This window comes from Neisseria zalophi (assembly GCF_008807015.1).
GTDB lineage: Bacteria > Pseudomonadota > Gammaproteobacteria > Burkholderiales > Neisseriaceae > Neisseria > Neisseria zalophi.
In genome coordinates this window covers 364,101-382,535 of the sequence record NZ_CP031700.1, presented here as the reverse complement: position 1 = coordinate 382,535, position 18,435 = coordinate 364,101, and the positions used below count along the sequence as shown (strand labels likewise).

The window sequence follows — 18,435 nt, the reverse complement described above, 5'->3', positions numbered from 1 at the left end:
AATATAGCCATAAGTTTTATCAATCTAAACCATGCTTATAGCTTAATACTATTCTCAGGCCGTCTGAAAAGCTTATTTCAATAGATTTTTTAAAGCCAGCCGAACACCTTCACCAACATCCGTTCCCGCAGGAATACCTTTAACCGCTGCTTTAGCCTCCCGTTCGTTATAGCCCAGTGCCAATAAGGTACTGACAATATCATCGACAGCCTCCTCTTCCCCAACATTTAACGGCATATCGGTTACACCTTCCGGCATCAACTTTCCACGCAACTCTAAAACCATTCGTTCAGCTGTTTTTTTACCAATACCGGGAGCAGACGACAACCGTTTAATATCTTCCCGAGCAACCGCCTGGGCAAGCTCTTCCGTATTCATGGCCGATAAAATACCCAAAGCCGTTTTGGCACCGATACCGCTCACTTTTACCAACTGTCTAAATGTGGCACGCTCACCGGCCGTGGCAAAACCAAATAATAAATGCGCATCTTCACGTACCACCAACTGAGTATAAAGCTGCACGGTTTCATTCAAAGGGGGTAACACATAAAAAGTTTGCATGGATACATCTGCTTCGTATGCTACGCCATTCACATCAACAACCACCTGTGGCGGGGTCTTTTCAACCAGTTTGCCGGTTAATCTGCTTATCATAAATTTCTTTCAAAACTCACCATAAATCATAAATATATGATTTTTAATTTGATATTACTCCCAATATCTTTTTCAGACGGCTTAAATTTCTCAGCCTTCATGCCTATACAACCAAACGAATTATAGCGAAGAACCTTAATAACAAGCACCCCGTATAGCGGCTGTTTATTACTCAGTTTCTTCGCCTAAAGCAAATACACCAATAATTTTTAATATCTATCTAAAATAAATAAAAACGACCTGTATCAATACAGGCCGTCTGAAAAAATAGATTTAAAATACTGCTGAGAGTTTAGCAAGCTTTAAATGCCCACCGGATTGTTGCAAACGAGCTTGTGTGTCTGCTTTCACCGATGTGTTTTGTGAACCATTAACATGGATAGTGCGGGCTTTATTTTGAACCGCATTTTCAGCACGTTTTTCCGGCACAATCTGTTCAACACGCACTTTTGCTGTACCCGTATGCATAAAGCCTAATCTTTTAGCAGCAGCCTTTGAAACGTCTACAACACGCTTGCCATGAAATGGGCCGCGATCGTTAATACGTACAACTACACTTTTACCATTCTGCAAATTGGTTACCCGTGCATAGCTGGGGATAGGCAGTGTTTTATGTGCAGCGGTCATCTCATTCATATCATAACGCTCACCACTGGAAGTTTTACGGCCATGAAACTGCTTGCCGTACCATGATGCCCTGCCTACTTGGCTGAATGAAGAAACTTTCTTACGCGGAGTATAACGTTTACCGGCAACTTTATAACTCATATTTGCCGCCCGGTTGAGTTTTTCAACTTTCACGATTGCATCAGCATTTGCCTGACCACTAAAAAGCAGTCCTAACGCAGTAGCAGCAAATATTCCTGAAAATAAAGTATGTTTGGTTTGTGTCAAAACGAATTCCAATTCTTGAGTTAAACATGCGATGCCTTGTTCAACAAGGTCTTTTCAGACGGCTTCTATACACCGCCCCTATAATCATTTTGCCGCCAAGCTTCAAAAAGCATCACAGCAACCGTATTTGATAAATTCATGCTTCTGCTATCCGGCATCATCGGCAAACGTAGTTTTTGCTCTGCCGGCAGCATTTCAAGAATCTGCTGCGGCAAGCCCCTTGTTTCAGGGCCGAATAAAAATACATCACCTTCCTGAAAAGCCGTTTTATCTGGGCGGGCATGGCCTTTGGTTGTCAAGGCGAAAATACGCCGTCCCTTTAATACTGCCAAACAGTCATCAAAATTCTCATGAACCACCAATTTAGCAAACTCATGGTAATCCAATCCTGCCCGTTTCATTTTACTTGAGTCTAGGGGAAAGCCTAATGGTTTGACCAAGTGCAATTCCGCACCGGTATTGGCGCATAAGCGGATGATATTACCCGTATTCGGCGGGATTTCAGGTTGATATAAAACAACAGTAAACATATAAATCAAATATTTAAGTGTCGAACTATGCCGCAAACGAAGCAGCACGTCAAAAAGTTTTTCATTATTTTTTCATTGGCGGACGCGAAAGCGACCAACAGAAAACTGCGTCAGCCCCCGCCAATTTTAGCGTTCGGGACAATTCTTCTAAAGTTGCCCCTGTTGTGGCAACATCGTCAATAAGTAAAATTTTACGATTGTTAACACATTGTTTTTCTATGACAAAAATATTTTTTACATTTTTATGGCGCTCCGTACTTTTTAGCAGACTCTGCGGCGTACGATGTCGACGGAACACCGTCTGATGCGGCAACACCGGCCAACCATAAGCTTTACCCACGGCATCAGCCAATCCTTCACTTTGGTTAAATCCACGAAATAGCCGTCTCTCTTTACTCAACGGTACCGCTAATACAGCATCAATCCGAATATCATCCAACCAAGGCGGTGCATGCGCCAATAATACCTGTGCTAATGGTGGCAGCATGCTCAAATCAGCCCGGTGCTTAAACGCGTAAATCATACTACTAACAGGCGGCATATAATAAACCGATGTCCACAATCGCTCAAATGAAGGCGGCTTCTTTTGACACTTCCCACATATTACACCGCTGCCACTAACGCCGGCACAGATCGGACAAACGCCCGAAGGATCAGTACGTAATTCAAGTAAATCAGCAGTACAAGCTAAACACAGGCCGTCTGAAACGGAATAGTCATGGCATAATACACATCGTTTTATACCTGATGTTTCGCGCAACCACGAAAGAAAATTCATGCAACATTCCGCCAAAAAAGTTTATCTGATACACGGCTGGGCGGCGAACCGCCACGTTTTCGATGATTTGATACCTCGCCTGCCCGCAAACTGGACTATCTACACCCCAAACCTACCGGGCCATGGCGACGCACCCTTTGACGGTTCTTTTGATATCGCCGGCATAGCCGACGAGCTTTCTGAACAAATCAATGAGCCTGCTTATCTGCTCGGGTGGTCACTCGGCGGCCTGATTTCCCTGTATATGGCCGCCCGTTATCCGGAAAAAATCCAAGCCTTATGTATCACAGCCAGCTTTGCCAAATTTCAAGCAGCGCCAGACTATCCGGAAGGCTTAAGCAATCCCGCCCTCGCTAAAATGATTGACTTGTTTCAACAAGACTATCACAAATATATGAAACAGTTTCTACAATTACAATTTTTATACGCAAAAGAACAACAATCTATTTTAGAAAAAGTCTTGCCCGATATTGTTAAACATGGTGCGCCCAGTGCCATGCAAGCCGCATTAGATACTGTAGCCGAAACCGATGCCCGTCCGTTATTACCTGATATTGACATTCCAACACTATTAATATTCGGTGCCAAAGACTCAATTACCCCACCACGCATGGGAGAATACCTGCAACGGCATTTACCTCAAAGTACACTTCATACTATTGAAAAAGCCGCACATGCGCCCTTTCTCACTCAAGCCGATGAATTTGCCTCACTAATCACAACATTTTTCGAACAAAATTAATATAGATAATTATTTTTTCAGACGGCCTTGTATCTCTCAAACAACCGCTATCATTTTATTATAAAAATATCTATACTCACTTAATTTTATGATAGATAATTATTTTTAGAGGTTTGCTGACATCAAAAGGCCGTCTGAAACAAGGATAATATCTATAAATTAAAAATATTTAACCCTATTTATATTTATTTTATGACTCAGAGCAGCTATTTCATCAATTTACATACAAATATGTATTTTTATATAAAAAGCTGTCTGGAAAATTGCCCCAGGTGGCCCAACTTAATAGAATACGAATATTTGGATAGTACAACGCAGGCATGAACACACCTTTTATCGAAATGAAAAACGTTGCTTTCGCCTATGGGGGAAGGCCCGTTCTCAATAATATCAACTTTACCATTGAGCAAGGTCATTTTGCCGCGGTAATGGGTGGTTCCGGTAGCGGTAAAACAACGCTGATGCGCCTGATAACCGGTCAAATCCATCCTCAAAGCGGGCAGATTCTGATTGAAGGTCGCAATATTGCCGAATTTAATGCAAGCGAATTATACGAACACCGCCGCCGTATGGGTGTATTGTTTCAACACGGCGCACTGTTTACCGATTTATCAGTATTCGACAACATCGCTTTCCCCATGCGCGAACTAACAAAACTACCTGAGCCTGTGATTCGTGACTTGGTTATTTTGAAACTAAATGCCGTCGGACTGCGCGGCGTAGAAAACCTCATGCCCTCCGAGCTTTCAGGCGGCATGTCCAGAAGAGTCGCATTGGCACGAACCATTGCACTGGATCCGGAAATCCTGATTTATGACGAACCATTTACCGGCCTTGATCCGATTTCGTTGGGTGTAATCGCACACTTAATCAGCCGTGCCAATAAAGCACTACGCTCTACCAGTATTATGGTGTCGCACGATATTGAGCAATCTTTAGCCATTGTTGATCAAGTTATTTTTCTAGCACATGGTGAAATTATGTTTTCGGGATCGCCACAGGAAATGCGCGAACTGGATTCACCTTGGGTACAACAATTTGTCGGCGGCCTGCCCAACGGCCCGGTACCGTTCCGTTATCCGGCAAGCACCGATTTAAAACAGGATTTATTAGGCACGGCATAAATCATTATTAATGGCCGTCTGAAAAGATAATATTGAAAAACCATGAATTTTATCCAAACCATTGGGTATAACACCCTACAATTTATCCGTGCATTGGGCAGCGTTTGTTTGTTTTTTATACAAATTCTGTCTAAATCGGGAACTGCCCTAATCCGCTTTAAATTAAGTGTCCGCCAAGTTTATTTTGCCGGCGTTTTATCAGTATTGATTATTGCTGTTTCCGGTTTGTTCGTTGGTATGGTGTTAGGATTACAAGGATATACGCAACTTTCCAAATTCAAATCTGCCGATATTCTCGGTTATATGGTTGCCGCCAGCCTATTGCGCGAACTCGGCCCAGTATTGGCAGCTATTTTATTTGCCAGCAGCGCCGGCGGTGCCATGACCAGTGAAATAGGCCTGATGAAAACAACCGAACAACTTGAAGCCATGAATGTGATGGCTGTGAATCCCGTTGCCCGTGTTGTGGTACCGCGGTTTTGGGCAGGTGTTTTCTCTATGCCGTTGTTGGCTTCGATTTTTAATGTTGCCGGTATTTACGGTGCTTATTTAATCGGTGTTCAATATTTGGGTTTGGACAGCGGTATTTTTTGGTCGCAAATGCAAAGTAATATTTCATTTGGCTATGATGTATTGAACGGTTTGATCAAATCAACCGTTTTCGGTTTGGCCGTAACACTGATTGCCGTTCATCAAGGTTTTCACAGTGTTCCCACTTCCGAAGGAATCCTGCGCGCCAGCACACGTACGGTTGTTTCTTCCGCACTGACTGTTTTGGCTATTGATTTTATCTTAACCGCATTAATGTTTACCGAGTGATACGATGAAAAAAAGTGTTTTAGAATTTTGGGTCGGCTTATTTGTTTTATTGGGTATTTTTGCCATAGGCTTCCTTGCATTCCGCGTTGCCGGCGGCGTATCAGTTGGTGGCGGCTCAGGAAAAACATATACCGTATATGCCGATTTTACCGATATCGGCGGTTTAAAAACCAATGCCCCTGTTAAGGCTGCCGGTGTATTGGTTGGTCGGGTAGGCAGCATCAGTCTCGACCCACAAACTTATCAAGCAAAAGTCAGTCTAAATTTAAACAGCCAATACCAATTCAGCAGCGATGTATCCGCACAAATCCTCACTTCGGGTTTACTCGGAGAGCAATATATCGGCTTAATGCAAGGTGGCGACATGGAAAACCTTGAAGCAGGCGACACAATTACCCTCACTGCTTCTGCCTTAGTATTGGAAAACCTGATCGGTAAATTTATGACCAACTTTACCGAGCAAAACGCAAACGGTTCGAGCACGGAAGAGCCCGTACAAGCGCCGTCTGAATAATCTTTAATAGAACAACATAGGAAACATACATCATGAAAAAATCAGCTTTTATCAGTGCCCTGAGTATTGGCCTTTTAAGTATCAGCCTTGCCGCTGCCGCACCTGCCGATGCTGTTAATCAAATCCGCACCAATGCCACTCAGGTATTAAATATCTTGAAGGATGCCAATGGCAGCAATGATGCCGCTGTCCGCCGCAAAGCCGAAAATTATGCCATCCCCTATTTCGACTTCCAACGCATGACGGCTTTAGCCGTAGGCAATCCCTGGCGCCAAGCCACTCCGGCTCAAAAACAGGCATTAACCAAAGAATTTCAAACCCTGCTGATCCGTACTTATTCGGGCACTATGTTGAAATTCAAAAATGCCAAAGTAACCGTTAGCAATACACCGATTGTGAACCGTGGAGGTAAAGAAGTTATCGTTCATGCAGATGTAACGCCCGAAAATGGTGAAACTGTCAAAATGGACTTCACCACTTATCAAAGCGGCAACAGATACCGTGCCTACAATGTAGCCGTTGAAGGCGCCAGCTTGGTAACCGTATACCGCAATCAATTCGGCGAAACCATTAAAGCCAAAGGCATTGATGGTCTAATTAGCGAACTGAAATCTAAAAATGGCAGCAAATAAAACATGAAATCTGAAGTACGCAACGGTATTTTGCATATTAGCGGCGATGTTACCGTAAAAACGGTAACATCAGCTGCTTACACGCAATTCGAACAGCAATGCCGTCTGAAAGAAATCGAAGCTATTGATCTATCCGGAGTTTCCCGCGCAGATTCAGCCTGTATTTCTTTATTACTCACCGCATTGCGTCTAAAACCCGATTCAATATCTTTGCGTGGCATCCCTGATTCCGTGAATGCTTTATCCGAGTTATATGAAATAAAAGAATGGGTAACCCCATGAACATAAAAAAAACCACCACTATACCTCTTATTATGCTGAGCTTAGCCATAACACAGCCTGCTTCAGCCGAAAATAACCCCGCCGATCCCTACGAACCCTATAACCGCACCATGTTTAAAATAAACGAGAAAGCGGATAAATATATATTCAGCCCGGTAGCACGCGGCTACCGCAAGGTTACCCCCAAACCGGTTCGTACCGGTGTCAGCAATTTTTTCAACAACCTACGCGATGTCGTCAGTATGGGCAGCAACCTGCTCCGGCTGGATATCAAACGCGCCAGTGAAGATCTCGTCCGCGTCGGCGTTAACACCACTTTCGGCTTAGGCGGCCTGATTGACGTTGCCGGTGCCGGAGGAGTGCCCAACAATAAAAATACATTGGGTGACACCTTTGCATCATGGGGCTGGAAAAACAGCAATTACTTTGTTTATCCCCTAGCCGGCCCTTCTACCGTGCGTGACGGTATCGGCAATACCATTACTTATGTTTACCCGGTTAAAAATGCCGTTTTTGAAACCAGTGCAGGCCGTGTCGGTACAGCGACCTTAAACGCAGTCAGCGTACGTGAACAATATTTAGATTTAACCGACAGTTTAGACGATGCAGCCATTGATAAATATACTTATACCCGTGATATTTTTATGAGAGTGAGAGCACGGCAAACAGGCGCAAAATTGCCTGAAAGTATAGAAGACGATATTGATATTGATGATTTGGTTGACGAGCCCTCCTCCCCGGTTGAGTCTTCAACGGTTGAACAAGAAGTATCTGTCGACACCTATAAACCTGTATCAGACATGGCACCACAAAGCAGCCTAACCATACCCGAAGAAGCACAACCGCAGGCTTTAGGGATTTGGGTGCCTGATGAGCTTTAAGGTTATCAATTTATCTATAAAAACCGACCGCATACGAGAATTGAATTGTATGGTAAGTTAGTAGGTACTTATTGGATATAGTTACATGGGAAATTTTGAACGTGACGAAAGGATCGTCACGTTCAAAAATTTAATAAGATTTATAACATTAATAGAAAGATAAAGTATCCTATTATAACAAGGGCTGTTTGTCTTATTATATTTTATAATCTCTCAACTTTTGCTCTTCGATAAAATACAAATTTCGTTTTGCCCGTGTACAAGCAACATATAGTTTATTTAGTGTAGGGGGTTTCAAATTATAAAGCTCATTGTTTTGATAAGCCTCATAAGTGTTTTTATTTAAGACCACACACACATCATCATAGCAATCAACACCTTTTACTTTCCCCCAATTCTGAGTATTGCCTTTGTATTTGTTACTATTCTGATAGAACAGCTTAACTATAGATTCATCTAAAAAAACATTTTTGATTTCATCCGCATTTTCAAGAAATTTAATATTGACTTCATCACTTCTATGCGACTCAATATTGATATGTAATTCATTTGATATAAAGCGACAAATTGTAGGGCTACATCTATAACTCTTAGATAATAAAAACGTATCAATTTGATAACCTGCTTTGCGAAATTCTTTACAATAACCTTCAAAATCATCATGTAAATTACGTCTAGTATTGCCATCTTTGCTAGTATCAAAAGTATGCTGATAAAAATCACCAACTAGCATTATTTCTATTGTGGCTTTGGACAATTCACATAAAAAATTAAAATCATTTGCAGCAAAGTCCTGTACTTCATCAATACAAATCAAATCAAAATATCGCTCTACTCTACTGATTACTTCGGGCATGACTTCAAAATCAATTAAAAGTTTAGCTATTCTGTGAGCATATACTAGGTCATTACTGTCTATATAATACTCACGGGTATATCTTTTTATACCCCTTGAAACAGGTTCTTTAGGGAATACAATACCTCTAGTTTTTAATTCATAGCCACATAATGGTCTATAACAAAAAGAGTAGAGAAATGAAAAGTAAGTATAGACCCTAACACCTTCAGGAATATAACCTAATTTTTTAATGATCCTTTGCTTTAATTGCGATGTATTTAATTCAGTATATGTAAAAATTAAAATCCTACTATCTTCGTGAACTCTATCTATAATAGTTTTTGACTTCCCTGAACCTGCTACAGCAAAAATTACTCGTTTATCCATTTAATCGCCTCTTGTATATACTGAGGTACATTTAGTGTTATATTTTCCTCATCACATTTATCAGCAATCCTAAAAGCAGATTCAGCTTTATTGGCAAGCATAAACTCTTCAGGGGTATTTGACCTTAAATTTTTAAATATATCATCACAAAGTTCTTTATTATCTTGATAAATGCATTTTTCAAAAGTGGTTCTATTAATTTCGTCTCCGTCATAGAATATCTTAATATTATCTATATCATTGTATTCTCTATAGTTATCGATACAGTTTTTCTGCCAATTTCCATCATTATCCCTAATAACAGCAACTTTAATTTGCAGAATTCTAGCTAACTCTAAGTACCTTTTAAAACTAAGACCATCAACAGAAATAATATGTAAGCTATCATTCTCAATACTACGCCCCATACTTTTATAAATTGTCTCAAACAACATATATTCAGCATCACCCTCTACTAAAATAACTTTAGAGGATAGAATAAATTCTAAAATATTACTATCTGGTGCTTTAATAAAAAATTTTGCAGTATCTTCCGATATATTAGAAAGTGTCCCAATATTTTCACTAATACTATTTAGTAGTTTTGCCTTTCTTAAATCTAAACGACTACTAATTAAGCTACTATGTGTTGTAATGATAATTTGACTTTGCGCTGATTTTGAAATTCTCGAAATAAGTCTTTTCATATTAGTGTGGCTTAAATGATTTTCAGGCTCTTCAAGTAATAAAACATCTATTTTTCTTTCTATATTTTGAGACAATACAAATTCTGTTTTAACAAAGCATTGTAGCCCCTTACCCTTTTCCTCAATAGGTATATTATCTTGTATAAGTCCTATATCAGTTTCCAAGTTGGATTTAGAATTAGAGCGTATAGCAAAAGTAAACTCTCCTTGTAATCTTGAATTAATGGTATTTAAATTGTTCGATGTGAAATCTTCTTTGTGTTGTCTATATTGGTTTTTTAACCAAACATTTTGCACATCACTAACGGCTGATTTGTATACTGTTTTCGTATATTCTTTATTCGCATATTCACCATTAATATTTGAGTTATCAATTATTAAAGTTGATAAATATCTACTATACCCCGTATAAGACTCCCCGCTAAATGTAAAAAATTTAACCACATAGAATTCGAAAGGGAAACTATCAGGATTTTGCTCAATAACTTGTTTTATCTCTCTAGTTAAACTCTCATTAGGCAGTATTTCCATATGTAATCCCACCGTTTCAATTTCATCAGTATTATATTTCCCTGAAAGCTCGCTTTTTATATCCTCACTTAAAAACAACTCGACATGAACTCTAGGTAAATCATTAAATGATTTAATTTCTAATTGAATGAATTCCTGACAAGCTTCCTTATTAATTAATGACTCAAAACCTATTATTTCAACTCTATTCCGGCTAGCTTTAGATACTAATTCGATTGCTTGTAAAATCGTACTTTTCCCTGATTCGTTATCTCCAATAATAGTATTAATACCATCTTGAAACTGCACTTCTAGATGTTTAAACTTTTTGAAATTAGTTAATTTTAATTTAGTTATATATTGCTGCATATATGATTCCCTTTTAATTTAGGCTTAAAATTTCCAACTTAAATTTTCAAAATCACTCTTACGGATAGTTTAGTTCAAATAATAACTACTAAATGATTGATATTTCATATACCTAAACTCTGTATATCTAAAACTAAAATAGCTCTTTAATTTAAAAATACTAAACCTAAGATTATAAAAAACCTACCAAAGTTATATTAACTTTAGTAGGTAGAAATATTGGTGTCAACAGTTTGATATTTTATTACTTGCTAGCAAAAAATCTTCTTTTTTCAATCACTCAACCGTAACAGATTTCGCCAAATTTCTCGGTTTATCCACATCAGTACCACGAGCCAACGCGGCATGGTAAGACAACAGCTGAACAGGGATAGTATGAACAATCGGGGATAGTACACCGACATGGCGTGGGGTGCGGATAACATGCACGCCTTCGTCTTCATTAAAATTGCTGTCTAGATCGGTAAATACAAACAGCTCACCACCGCGCGCGCCGACTTCCTGCATATTGGCTTTGACTTTATCCAGCAACATATCGTTGGGGGCAATCACGACAACGGGCATATTTTCATCTACCAACGCCAGCGGGCCGTGTTTTAATTCGCCTGCCGGGTAGGCTTCTGCGTGAATATAAGTGATTTCTTTTAATTTAAGCGCGCCTTCCAATGCAATCGGATAATGAATGCCGCGGCCTAGGAATAATGCGCTTTGTTTGGAAGCAAATTTTTGCGCCCAAGCGGTAATTTGCGGTTCCAGATTCAATACGTGCTGAATGCTGCCGGGCAGTTGGCGCAACTCTTCCGTATAGTGTTGCTCTTGCTCTGCGGAAACGTGGCCGCGCATTTTGCCTAAGGTTACGGTTAAGCCGAACAATACCACCAATTGAGTGGTAAATGCTTTGGTTGAAGCCACGCCGATTTCGGCACCGGCGCGGGTGTAAAGCACAAGTTCGCTTTCGCGCGGCAGGGCGGATTCCATCACATTACAAATGGATAAGCTATGTTTATGCCCAAGCGATTTGGCGTATTTTAAGGCTTCCATCGTATCCAATGTTTCACCGGATTGGGAAATGGTAATCACCATTTGCTTGGGGTCGGCAATCACATCGCGATAACGGTATTCGCTGGCAATTTCGACATCGGTCGGCATTTTGGCAATGCTTTCCAGCCAATATTTGGCGGTTAAGGCCGAATAATAAGAAGTGCCGCACGCTAAAATCTTAATGCTGTGGATATCATCGAAAACCTCGCGGGCATTACTGCCGAAGTTTTCAGGTTCAAAACCGCCCTCTAGAAATACTTCAGCCGTATCGGCAATTGCGCGCGGCTGCTCGTGTATTTCTTTTTGCATGAAATGGCTGTATGGGCCTAATTCCAATGAGGCAAGAGAAAGCTCGGAAATTTTTACTTTACGTTCGGCAACTTGGCCGTCTTTATCAATTAGTTTTTCAATGCCTTTGGTGCTGAGCAGGGCAATATCGCCGTCTTCCAGATAAGCAATATGCCGGGTAAAGGCGATGACGGCCGATACGTCGGAAGCAATAAAGGTTTCGTCTTCACCGAAAGCCACCAAAAGCGGGCAACCCATGCGCGCCACCACCATGTTTTCGGTATTGTCTTGTGCGACAACGGCAATGGCAAAAGCACCGTGAAAACGTTTGCAGGCTGCTTGTACGGCGGTAAACAAATCACCGGTTTGCAGATATTCGTGGTTCACGCTGTGGGCAATCACTTCGGTATCGGTTTGTGATTCGAAAACATAGCCGAGCTTTTGTAAGCGCTGACGCTCGCTTTCGAAGTTTTCGATAATACCGTTATGCACCACCGCTACGGTGCCGCCTGAAATATGGGGGTGTGCATTCGGCTCGGTAACACCACCGTGTGTCGCCCAACGGGTATGACCGATACCGATACGGCCGAACAGATTTTTTTCTTTGGCTGCCTGTGCCATTAAAGCCACTCTGCCGACACGGCGGACACGTTTGATTTTGCCGTCGATACTGACGGCGATACCTGATGAATCGTAGCCACGATATTCCAGACGCTCTAAGCCGTCTGTTAGAAAATCCACTACATTGTGATTGGCGCGTATAGCACCTACGATACCGCACATAATTGTTCCTTAGTATCAAGTTGTAAAAAAATCAGGCAGGCTGACTTTCAGACGGCCTGATCGGACCATTGCTTTATTGAGCAGCAAATTTATTTCTGATTTTTTTCCGGCCGTATCCAATCTTCGATAACGGTTTGGCGTGCACGTGCGAGTACTAAAGTATTGTCTTCGCAACTTTTGGTAATCGAACTGCCCGCGCCCACAGTAACCTTATTGCCCAAGCTAACCGGTGCCACCAACACAACATTCGAACCGATACGCACATCATCGCCGATTTTTGTTCTATGTTTGTTTACGCCATCATAGTTGGCAGTAATCGTACCGGCGCCGATATTGGTTTGGCTGCCGACTTCGGAATCACCCAGATAAGTCAGATGGTTGGCTTTGCTGCCATTGCCCATCGTTGTATTTTTGGTTTCGACAAAATTACCGATATGAACACCGTTGCCCAATTTGGTATTGGCGCGCAGGCGGGCAAACGGGCCGATACGGGCATCTTCACCCACTTCGCAGCCTTCTAAATGAGAGAACGGGGCAATTTTCGAACCTGAAGCAATTGTGGCATTACGGATAATACAATTGGCACCGATTTCCACATCGTCGCCCAATTCCACTTCACCTTCCAATACCACATTCACATCAATCACCACATCTTGACCATGTTTCAGACGGCCTCTTAAATCAAAACGATCGGGATCGCGCAGGGTAACGCCTGCTTTCAGCAAAGCTTGTGCCTGTTGTTTTTGGAAAATCCGTTCTAATTCGGCCAGTTGCACTTTATTGTTCACGCCTGCCGCCAGATAAGATGCGGCAACTTGCACGGGGTGAACGGCAATGCCGTCACGATTGGCCAAGGCGATTAAATCGGTCAGATAATATTCGCCTTGTGCGTTGTTGCTTTGCAGGCTATTCAGCCATCCGGCAAGCTTGGCATTGGGCAATACCAAAATACCGGTATTGGTTTCTTGAATGGCTTTTTGAGCGGCATCGGCATCTTTTTCTTCGACAATAGCCACCACTTTGCCGTTGTCGCGGATAATACGGCCGTATCCGGTCGGATCGTCTAAAACATCGGTTAGCAGGCCGACTTCATCACCGGCTGCTTCCAGCAAAGCTTCCAGTGTAGCGGTATCGGTTAACGGCACATCACCATAGAGCACCAAAGTACGGCCTTCTTCCGGCAAATGTGGTAGCGCAATTTTTACCGCGTGGCCGGTGCCCAGTTGCTCGTTTTGCTCTACCCAATTCACATCACGCTTCACCTGCGCCAAAACTGCTTCTTTACCATGCCCGATCACAACACTGATGCTTTCGGGGTTTAAGCTGCGGGCGGTGTCGATAACACGCTGAACCATCGGCTCGCCACCGATTTGGTGTAATACTTTAGGCAGTTTGGAATACATTCGGGTGCCTTTTCCGGCAGCTAGAATAACGACATGTAAAGAAGATTGGCTCATATTATTGTTTTGCCTTAATTTGATAGGTTTTAGAAATGGATATTAAATTTTTAAGTAGGCCGTCTGAATGATTTTCAGACGGCCTTAATCATTCCATACCGTTTTATTGCACTGTATTTGGCATACTTGGGGCTTCCCAGTTGGTGCCGCGTACATTTTCCGTGTGACCGCCTGAAGTGACGGCACGTTGTTCGGGACGGAATTGGTTATAGCGCATATTGCGCGAATAAGTACCATCTTGGTAAACCACCGGTGTGCCGGGTTGGTATTTTGGTTTTAAAGCAGTGTGGCCGTCGGCTTTTTGATAGGTTTCCCAAGAGCAGGCACTCAGTAGGGAAAAAACAGCCAAAAGGGCAAAAGAGCGCATAATGATTCCTTAAAAATTGCTTCGGTGTGAAAAATATGAATGATTAGGTCTAACCTTATTCATTTTAATCAAATTGTGTACCAATTGATAGTGAACCATTCATTGGTATTTTTGCCCACTCGGACAACGAAACCATATCAGGTGCGGCAAAATCTACAAAAGGCAGCGCATGTGCTTGTTTACCAAACCATACTGTATGCATACCCAATGTTTTGGCAGCATGCAGATTGTCGGCACTATCATCAACCATAATGCAACAGTTCGGGCTTATGTCTAATACTTTGCACACATGCCGATAAGCCTGAGGATGCGGTTTGTAATACAAGCCGAAATCATCGGTGCCGAACAAAGCATCAAAATAAGCAGCTATACCCAACTGCTCAACCAATGCCTGCACATAAAATGACGGTGCATTGGAAAATACAACTTTTCGACCACCCAAACCGCTTAAAGTTTCTATGGCATTTTCCATCGGCACCAATGCCGGCAATATATCTTGTAAAGGATGGCTTTTTTGTAAAAAGTCATTAACACAGATTTCGGGATGGTGCTTTTGTAGGCCCGCCAGCGTTGCGCCATAGCGGTGCCAGTAGTCTTGCCTTAAATCGGAAGCCGCTTCATCACTTAAATTTAAATGACGGGCCATATATGCCGTCATCTGTTTGTTGATTAAAGAAAAAATACCCGCATCGGCATGATGCAGGGTGTTGTCGAGATCGAACAACCAAACTGTTTGACAATTCATCTTATTTAAAATACTTTACAAATAATTTTCCAAAGAAAAACCCTTTGAAAAATAGCTATTTCCCATAAGGGCATCATCATATATCCGGATCATACACAATGAAGATAACACAGAAATTATTATTAGGCTTGAGCTTATGCCTACTCAGCTTCCAAGCTGCCGCACAATCGGAAGTCCGACTGGCTGTACACGGTTCTTTCAGCCTGCCCGACGAACAAATCAAAAAATTCGAGCAAGATAATCATACGAAGCTCACCATTATTAAAGCCGGTAGCGGTAATGAAATGCTGAATAAATTGATTTTAAGCCGTGCCAAACCGATTGCTGATGTGGTCTATGGCTTAGACAATGTCAACATCACCAAAGCATGGGAAAACGGGATTTTATCTTCAAAACAACCGACATCTGTGCCCACCGATGCCTCTTTATCCGGTGTATTGGCCGTTGACTACGCCTATGTGGTGCTGAACTACGATAAAAAATGGTTTGAAGATAAAAAGCTGCCGTTGCCACAATCAATGGAAGACTTAGCCAAGCCGGCCTATAAAGATTTATTAGTCGTACCTAATCCCAGCACATCCAGCCCGGGGTTATCTTTCCTGATGGCCAATATCGGCGGGCTCGGTGAAGAGCAAGCATTCAAATGGTGGGCCGATATGCGTAAAAACGGTGTAAAAGTAAGCCAAAGCTGGAGCGATGCCTACTATACCGACTTCACCCAAAACGGCGGCTCTCGTCCTTTAATCGTCAGCTATGCCACCAGCCCTGCCGCCGAAGTCTATTACAGCAAAGGTAAATACAGTGTACCGCCAACCGGAAACTTATTCCTAAAAGGCGGCGTATTCCGCCAAATAGAAGGGGCTGCTGTATTGAATGGGGCAGAAAACCCCGGGTTGGCCATGAAACTGGCTTCATACCTGCAAAGTGCCGAAGTACAAAAAACTCTGCCTTCTGAAATGTGGGTATACCCTGCCGCCAAAGGCACACCATTGCCGCAAGTGTTTGAATTCGCCCAAACACCGAAACAGCACTACACCCCCAGCAGCAACCTAATGGCAGACAAACAAAAACAATGGGTCAGCCGTTGGATAAGAACCGTACTCAAATAAACCGGCCACATAACAAACAGGCCGTCTGAAAACTTTCAGACGGCCTTTATAAACCTCTAAAGCACATCAATATAACAAAGGAAAATCAATGAGTTTCAAAGCTTTTTTAGCCGAACGGAATATTGAATTCAGTTTGCGCCGCTACGGTATAGACGCACTCAATTTTATGGCTTTAGGCTTATTCAGCTCGCTTATTGTCGGACTGATTTTAAAAACCATCGGCACATGGGCCTCATGGCAATGGCTGGTAGATGTCGGCACGCAAGCGCAAAGCGCTATGGGCGCGGCCATCGGCACGGGCGTAGCCTTTGCCCTCAAAGCACCGCCGCTGGTCTTGCTCGCCAGCGTAGTCACCGGCACCGCAGGCGCAGCTTTAGGCGGCCCGGTCGGTTGTTTTCTCGCCGCAGCAGCCGGCGCCGAAGCCGGAAAATTACTTCATAAAACCACCCCGATTGATATTGTGATTACCCCGGCTGCCACCTTAAGCGTCGGCATTGCCATTGCCCAATTTATCGGCCCTGCCGTTGCCGCCTTAATGACCCAAACTGGAGAATTGGTGATGTGGGCGGTAGAATTACAGCCCTTACTCATGAGCATGGTCGTGGCCGTATTAATGGGCGTATTATTAACCTTGCCCATCTCAAGCGCCGCCATTGCCATTTCCCTTTCCCTCAGCGGGCTGGCAGCAGGCGCGGCCACCGTAGGCTGTTGCGCACAAATGATAGGTTTTGCCATTATGGGCTTTCGGGATAACCGCTGGGCAGGCCTACTCAGCCACGGCCTAGGCACCAGCATGCTGCAAATGCCCAATATCATTAAAAACCCGAAAATCTGGATTCCGCCCACGTTAACCGGCGCATTATTGGCACCATTAGCCACCTTAGGCTTTCAAATGAGCAATATCCCCTCCGGCGCAGGAATGGGCACCAGCGGATTAGTCGGCCAAGTAGGCACAATCAACGCCATGGGCAGTACTCCGACAATCTGGTTCGCCATTGCCCTACTACATTTCATACTCCCCGCCCTGCTAACCTGGCTGATTGCCGCTTGGATGCGCCGCCGCGGTTGGATTCGTGATGGGGATTTGAAGCTTGATATATAAAAGGATTGAAATTTTTATCAGGAATATTGCAAATGTAATCAAGTAATATGAGACTACAATGAGCCAACAACAACCATTTAATGAAGGAACCATAGAAGCACTTGCCCGAGTTTTAGGTGAGTGTGGTTCTGGAACAGACATTACACGGATACTAAATGACAGAGGTTTACCTGATCATTCGGGAGAGTCGACCAAATGGCGACGCTTATACTTTATATTCCTAACCTCGCAAAAAGAAACAAACAGCCCTAATAAAATATTGGATTTTATCCGCTCTTTTTTAACCCCTGCCCGCTTTGTCGGTCGTAACGAAGAATTAGAAAACCACCGAACCAAACTTAATACTATTCTTGTGATGGTTGGGCTTGAGTTAGGGAAAGACGGCCAGTTCAGAATTGTTCATCCAGCAACTACGCTTGATGAGGCAGAGAAACGAGTACAAACCATTCGTGAACGTTTAAAAGGCCGAGCGATACACTCAGAAGTTGAGAAATACTGTCGTGCAGAATTAATGCAGGAAAACTACTTTCATGCCGTTTTCGAAGCATCAAAAGGGCTCGCACAACGAATTCGGGAATTATCTGGTACAGACGGTGACGGGGCACAGTTAATTGATAAAGTTTTTTCTGTCGAAAGGCCACTTCTAGCAATAAATACTTTACGTACTGAAACAGAAAAATCGGAGCATAAGGGCTTTGCTCAGTTACTAAAAGGATGCTTTGCAGCAATCAGAAACCCCCTTGCTCATGAACCTAAAATACTATGGAGCGGAGAAAATGATACTGCCGACTATCTTTCGCTGTTATCATTATTGCATAGAAAACTAGATGATGCCGTGCCAACAAGATTGGGAAAAACAATAAAAAATTCCGTTAAAACTAATTAGCTAATTATCCGTAATAC

Annotated in this window: 19 protein-coding genes and 1 pseudogene; 10 read left to right on the top strand and 10 right to left on the bottom strand. The window is 42.6% G+C overall.

Annotated elements, in window-relative coordinates:
* Nucleotides 1-72: 72 nt before the first annotated feature.
* The 4 genes and pseudogenes from ruvA to D0T92_RS01715 form a co-directional block, all read right to left on the bottom strand.
* A complete protein-coding gene (gene ruvA, locus D0T92_RS01730) occupies nucleotides 73-654 on the bottom strand; it encodes a Holliday junction branch migration protein RuvA (protein ID WP_151049642.1) in 582 nt (193 codons plus the stop codon).
* Between the two features lie 315 nt (nucleotides 655-969).
* A pseudogene (locus D0T92_RS01725) lies at nucleotides 970-1,548 on the bottom strand (septal ring lytic transglycosylase RlpA family protein); the annotation flags it as partial.
* A gap of 65 nt (nucleotides 1,549-1,613) precedes the next feature.
* Entirely contained in the window at nucleotides 1,614-2,078 is a 465-nt protein-coding gene (trmL, locus tag D0T92_RS01720; RefSeq protein ID WP_151049638.1) for a tRNA (uridine(34)/cytosine(34)/5-carboxymethylaminomethyluridine(34)-2'-O)-methyltransferase TrmL, read from the bottom strand.
* Nucleotides 2,079-2,142: 64 nt separating this feature from the next.
* Nucleotides 2,143-2,856, bottom strand: a complete 714-nt coding sequence (locus tag D0T92_RS01715; protein ID WP_151049636.1) for a ComF family protein — start codon at nucleotides 2,854-2,856, stop codon at nucleotides 2,143-2,145.
* On the opposite strand from D0T92_RS01715, the gene bioH reads away from it, so the two are divergent.
* The 7 genes from bioH (at nucleotide 2,855) to D0T92_RS01680 (ending at nucleotide 7,850) form a co-directional block, all read left to right on the top strand.
* Entirely contained in the window at nucleotides 2,855-3,598 is a 744-nt protein-coding gene (gene bioH / locus D0T92_RS01710) for a pimeloyl-ACP methyl ester esterase BioH (protein ID WP_151049634.1), read from the top strand. The genes D0T92_RS01715 and bioH overlap by 2 nt on opposite strands.
* 320 nt (nucleotides 3,599-3,918) lie before the next feature.
* Entirely contained in the window at nucleotides 3,919-4,722 is an 804-nt protein-coding gene (locus D0T92_RS01705; protein WP_151049632.1) for an ABC transporter ATP-binding protein, read from the top strand.
* A gap of 42 nt (nucleotides 4,723-4,764) precedes the next feature.
* Nucleotides 4,765-5,541: a lipid asymmetry maintenance ABC transporter permease subunit MlaE gene (gene mlaE, locus D0T92_RS01700; RefSeq protein WP_151049630.1), complete on the top strand. Its 777-nt coding sequence runs from the start codon at nucleotides 4,765-4,767 to the stop codon at nucleotides 5,539-5,541.
* Nucleotides 5,542-5,545: 4 nt separating this feature from the next.
* A complete protein-coding gene (gene mlaD / locus D0T92_RS01695) occupies nucleotides 5,546-6,055 on the top strand; it encodes an outer membrane lipid asymmetry maintenance protein MlaD (RefSeq protein ID WP_151049628.1) in 510 nt (169 codons plus the stop codon).
* A gap of 32 nt (nucleotides 6,056-6,087) precedes the next feature.
* On the top strand, nucleotides 6,088-6,687 hold the full coding sequence (locus D0T92_RS01690; RefSeq protein WP_151049626.1) for an MlaC/ttg2D family ABC transporter substrate-binding protein: 600 nt from the start codon (nucleotides 6,088-6,090) through the stop codon (nucleotides 6,685-6,687).
* A 3-nt stretch (nucleotides 6,688-6,690) separates the two neighbouring features.
* Entirely contained in the window at nucleotides 6,691-6,969 is a 279-nt protein-coding gene (locus tag D0T92_RS01685; protein ID WP_151049625.1) for an STAS domain-containing protein, read from the top strand.
* 32 nt (nucleotides 6,970-7,001) lie between these two features.
* Nucleotides 7,002-7,850, top strand: coding sequence for an MlaA family lipoprotein (locus D0T92_RS01680; protein ID WP_404821673.1), 849 nt, complete (start codon nucleotides 7,002-7,004; stop codon nucleotides 7,848-7,850).
* 196 nt (nucleotides 7,851-8,046) lie between these two features.
* Here D0T92_RS01680 and D0T92_RS01675 read toward each other — a convergent pair whose 3' ends face one another.
* From D0T92_RS01675 to D0T92_RS01650, 6 genes are all read right to left on the bottom strand, one after another.
* The gene (locus D0T92_RS01675) at nucleotides 8,047-9,075 is read right to left on the bottom strand and encodes a UvrD-helicase domain-containing protein (protein WP_151049621.1); all 1,029 of its coding nucleotides are present in this window, start codon (nucleotides 9,073-9,075) and stop codon (nucleotides 8,047-8,049) included.
* Nucleotides 9,060-10,640, bottom strand: coding sequence for an ATP-dependent nuclease (locus D0T92_RS01670; protein WP_151049619.1), 1,581 nt, complete (start codon nucleotides 10,638-10,640; stop codon nucleotides 9,060-9,062). Before D0T92_RS01670 ends, D0T92_RS01675 begins: the two co-directional genes overlap by 16 nt.
* A 276-nt stretch (nucleotides 10,641-10,916) precedes the next feature.
* Nucleotides 10,917-12,752 carry a glutamine--fructose-6-phosphate transaminase (isomerizing) gene (gene glmS, locus D0T92_RS01665; protein ID WP_151049617.1) on the bottom strand — a complete coding sequence of 612 codons (1,836 nt, stop codon included), beginning with the start codon at nucleotides 12,750-12,752 and terminating at the stop codon, nucleotides 10,917-10,919.
* An 89-nt stretch (nucleotides 12,753-12,841) separates the two neighbouring features.
* The gene (glmU, locus tag D0T92_RS01660; protein ID WP_151049614.1) at nucleotides 12,842-14,209 is read right to left on the bottom strand and encodes a bifunctional UDP-N-acetylglucosamine diphosphorylase/glucosamine-1-phosphate N-acetyltransferase GlmU; all 1,368 of its coding nucleotides are present in this window, start codon (nucleotides 14,207-14,209) and stop codon (nucleotides 12,842-12,844) included.
* Nucleotides 14,210-14,312: 103 nt separating this feature from the next.
* Entirely contained in the window at nucleotides 14,313-14,576 is a 264-nt protein-coding gene (locus tag D0T92_RS01655) for a spore cortex protein (RefSeq protein WP_151049612.1), read from the bottom strand.
* Between the two features lie 64 nt (nucleotides 14,577-14,640).
* Nucleotides 14,641-15,321 carry a pyrimidine 5'-nucleotidase gene (locus tag D0T92_RS01650; RefSeq protein ID WP_151049610.1) on the bottom strand — a complete coding sequence of 227 codons (681 nt, stop codon included), beginning with the start codon at nucleotides 15,319-15,321 and terminating at the stop codon, nucleotides 14,641-14,643.
* A gap of 104 nt (nucleotides 15,322-15,425) precedes the next feature.
* Here D0T92_RS01650 and D0T92_RS01645 point away from each other — a divergent pair, with 104 nt between their 5' ends.
* From D0T92_RS01645 to D0T92_RS01635, 3 genes are all read left to right on the top strand, one after another.
* Nucleotides 15,426-16,430 (top strand): thiamine ABC transporter substrate-binding protein, encoded by a 1,005-nt coding sequence (locus D0T92_RS01645; protein ID WP_151052933.1) that lies wholly within the window; start codon nucleotides 15,426-15,428, stop codon nucleotides 16,428-16,430.
* A gap of 88 nt (nucleotides 16,431-16,518) precedes the next feature.
* Entirely contained in the window at nucleotides 16,519-17,532 is a 1,014-nt protein-coding gene (locus tag D0T92_RS01640; RefSeq protein WP_151049608.1) for a PTS transporter subunit IIC, read from the top strand.
* 58 nt (nucleotides 17,533-17,590) lie between these two features.
* Nucleotides 17,591-18,418 (top strand): TIGR02391 family protein, encoded by an 828-nt coding sequence (locus tag D0T92_RS01635; protein WP_151049606.1) that lies wholly within the window; start codon nucleotides 17,591-17,593, stop codon nucleotides 18,416-18,418.
* The last annotated feature ends 17 nt before the right edge of the window (nucleotides 18,419-18,435 follow it).

Coding starts and splice junctions, on each gene's coding strand:
- D0T92_RS01640 (WP_151049608.1), top strand. CDS start 16,519: ATGAGTTTCAAAGCTTTTTTAGCCGAACGGAATATTGAATTCAGTTTG.
- mlaE (WP_151049630.1), top strand. CDS start 4,765: ATGAATTTTATCCAAACCATTGGGTATAACACCCTACAATTTATCCGT.
- D0T92_RS01690 (WP_151049626.1), top strand. CDS start 6,088: ATGAAAAAATCAGCTTTTATCAGTGCCCTGAGTATTGGCCTTTTAAGT.
- mlaD (WP_151049628.1), top strand. CDS start 5,546: ATGAAAAAAAGTGTTTTAGAATTTTGGGTCGGCTTATTTGTTTTATTG.
- D0T92_RS01655 (WP_151049612.1), bottom strand. CDS start 14,576: ATGCGCTCTTTTGCCCTTTTGGCTGTTTTTTCCCTACTGAGTGCCTGC.
- ruvA (WP_151049642.1), bottom strand. CDS start 654: ATGATAAGCAGATTAACCGGCAAACTGGTTGAAAAGACCCCGCCACAG.
- glmS (WP_151049617.1), bottom strand. CDS start 12,752: ATGTGCGGTATCGTAGGTGCTATACGCGCCAATCACAATGTAGTGGAT.
- D0T92_RS01650 (WP_151049610.1), bottom strand. CDS start 15,321: ATGAATTGTCAAACAGTTTGGTTGTTCGATCTCGACAACACCCTGCAT.
- trmL (WP_151049638.1), bottom strand. CDS start 2,078: ATGTTTACTGTTGTTTTATATCAACCTGAAATCCCGCCGAATACGGGT.
- D0T92_RS01715 (WP_151049636.1), bottom strand. CDS start 2,856: ATGAATTTTCTTTCGTGGTTGCGCGAAACATCAGGTATAAAACGATGT.
- glmU (WP_151049614.1), bottom strand. CDS start 14,209: ATGAGCCAATCTTCTTTACATGTCGTTATTCTAGCTGCCGGAAAAGGC.
- D0T92_RS01670 (WP_151049619.1), bottom strand. CDS start 10,640: ATGCAGCAATATATAACTAAATTAAAATTAACTAATTTCAAAAAGTTT.
- bioH (WP_151049634.1), top strand. CDS start 2,855: ATGCAACATTCCGCCAAAAAAGTTTATCTGATACACGGCTGGGCGGCG.
- D0T92_RS01705 (WP_151049632.1), top strand. CDS start 3,919: ATGAACACACCTTTTATCGAAATGAAAAACGTTGCTTTCGCCTATGGG.
- D0T92_RS01675 (WP_151049621.1), bottom strand. CDS start 9,075: ATGGATAAACGAGTAATTTTTGCTGTAGCAGGTTCAGGGAAGTCAAAA.
- D0T92_RS01680 (WP_404821673.1), top strand. CDS start 7,002: ATGCTGAGCTTAGCCATAACACAGCCTGCTTCAGCCGAAAATAACCCC.
- D0T92_RS01635 (WP_151049606.1), top strand. CDS start 17,591: ATGAGCCAACAACAACCATTTAATGAAGGAACCATAGAAGCACTTGCC.
- D0T92_RS01685 (WP_151049625.1), top strand. CDS start 6,691: ATGAAATCTGAAGTACGCAACGGTATTTTGCATATTAGCGGCGATGTT.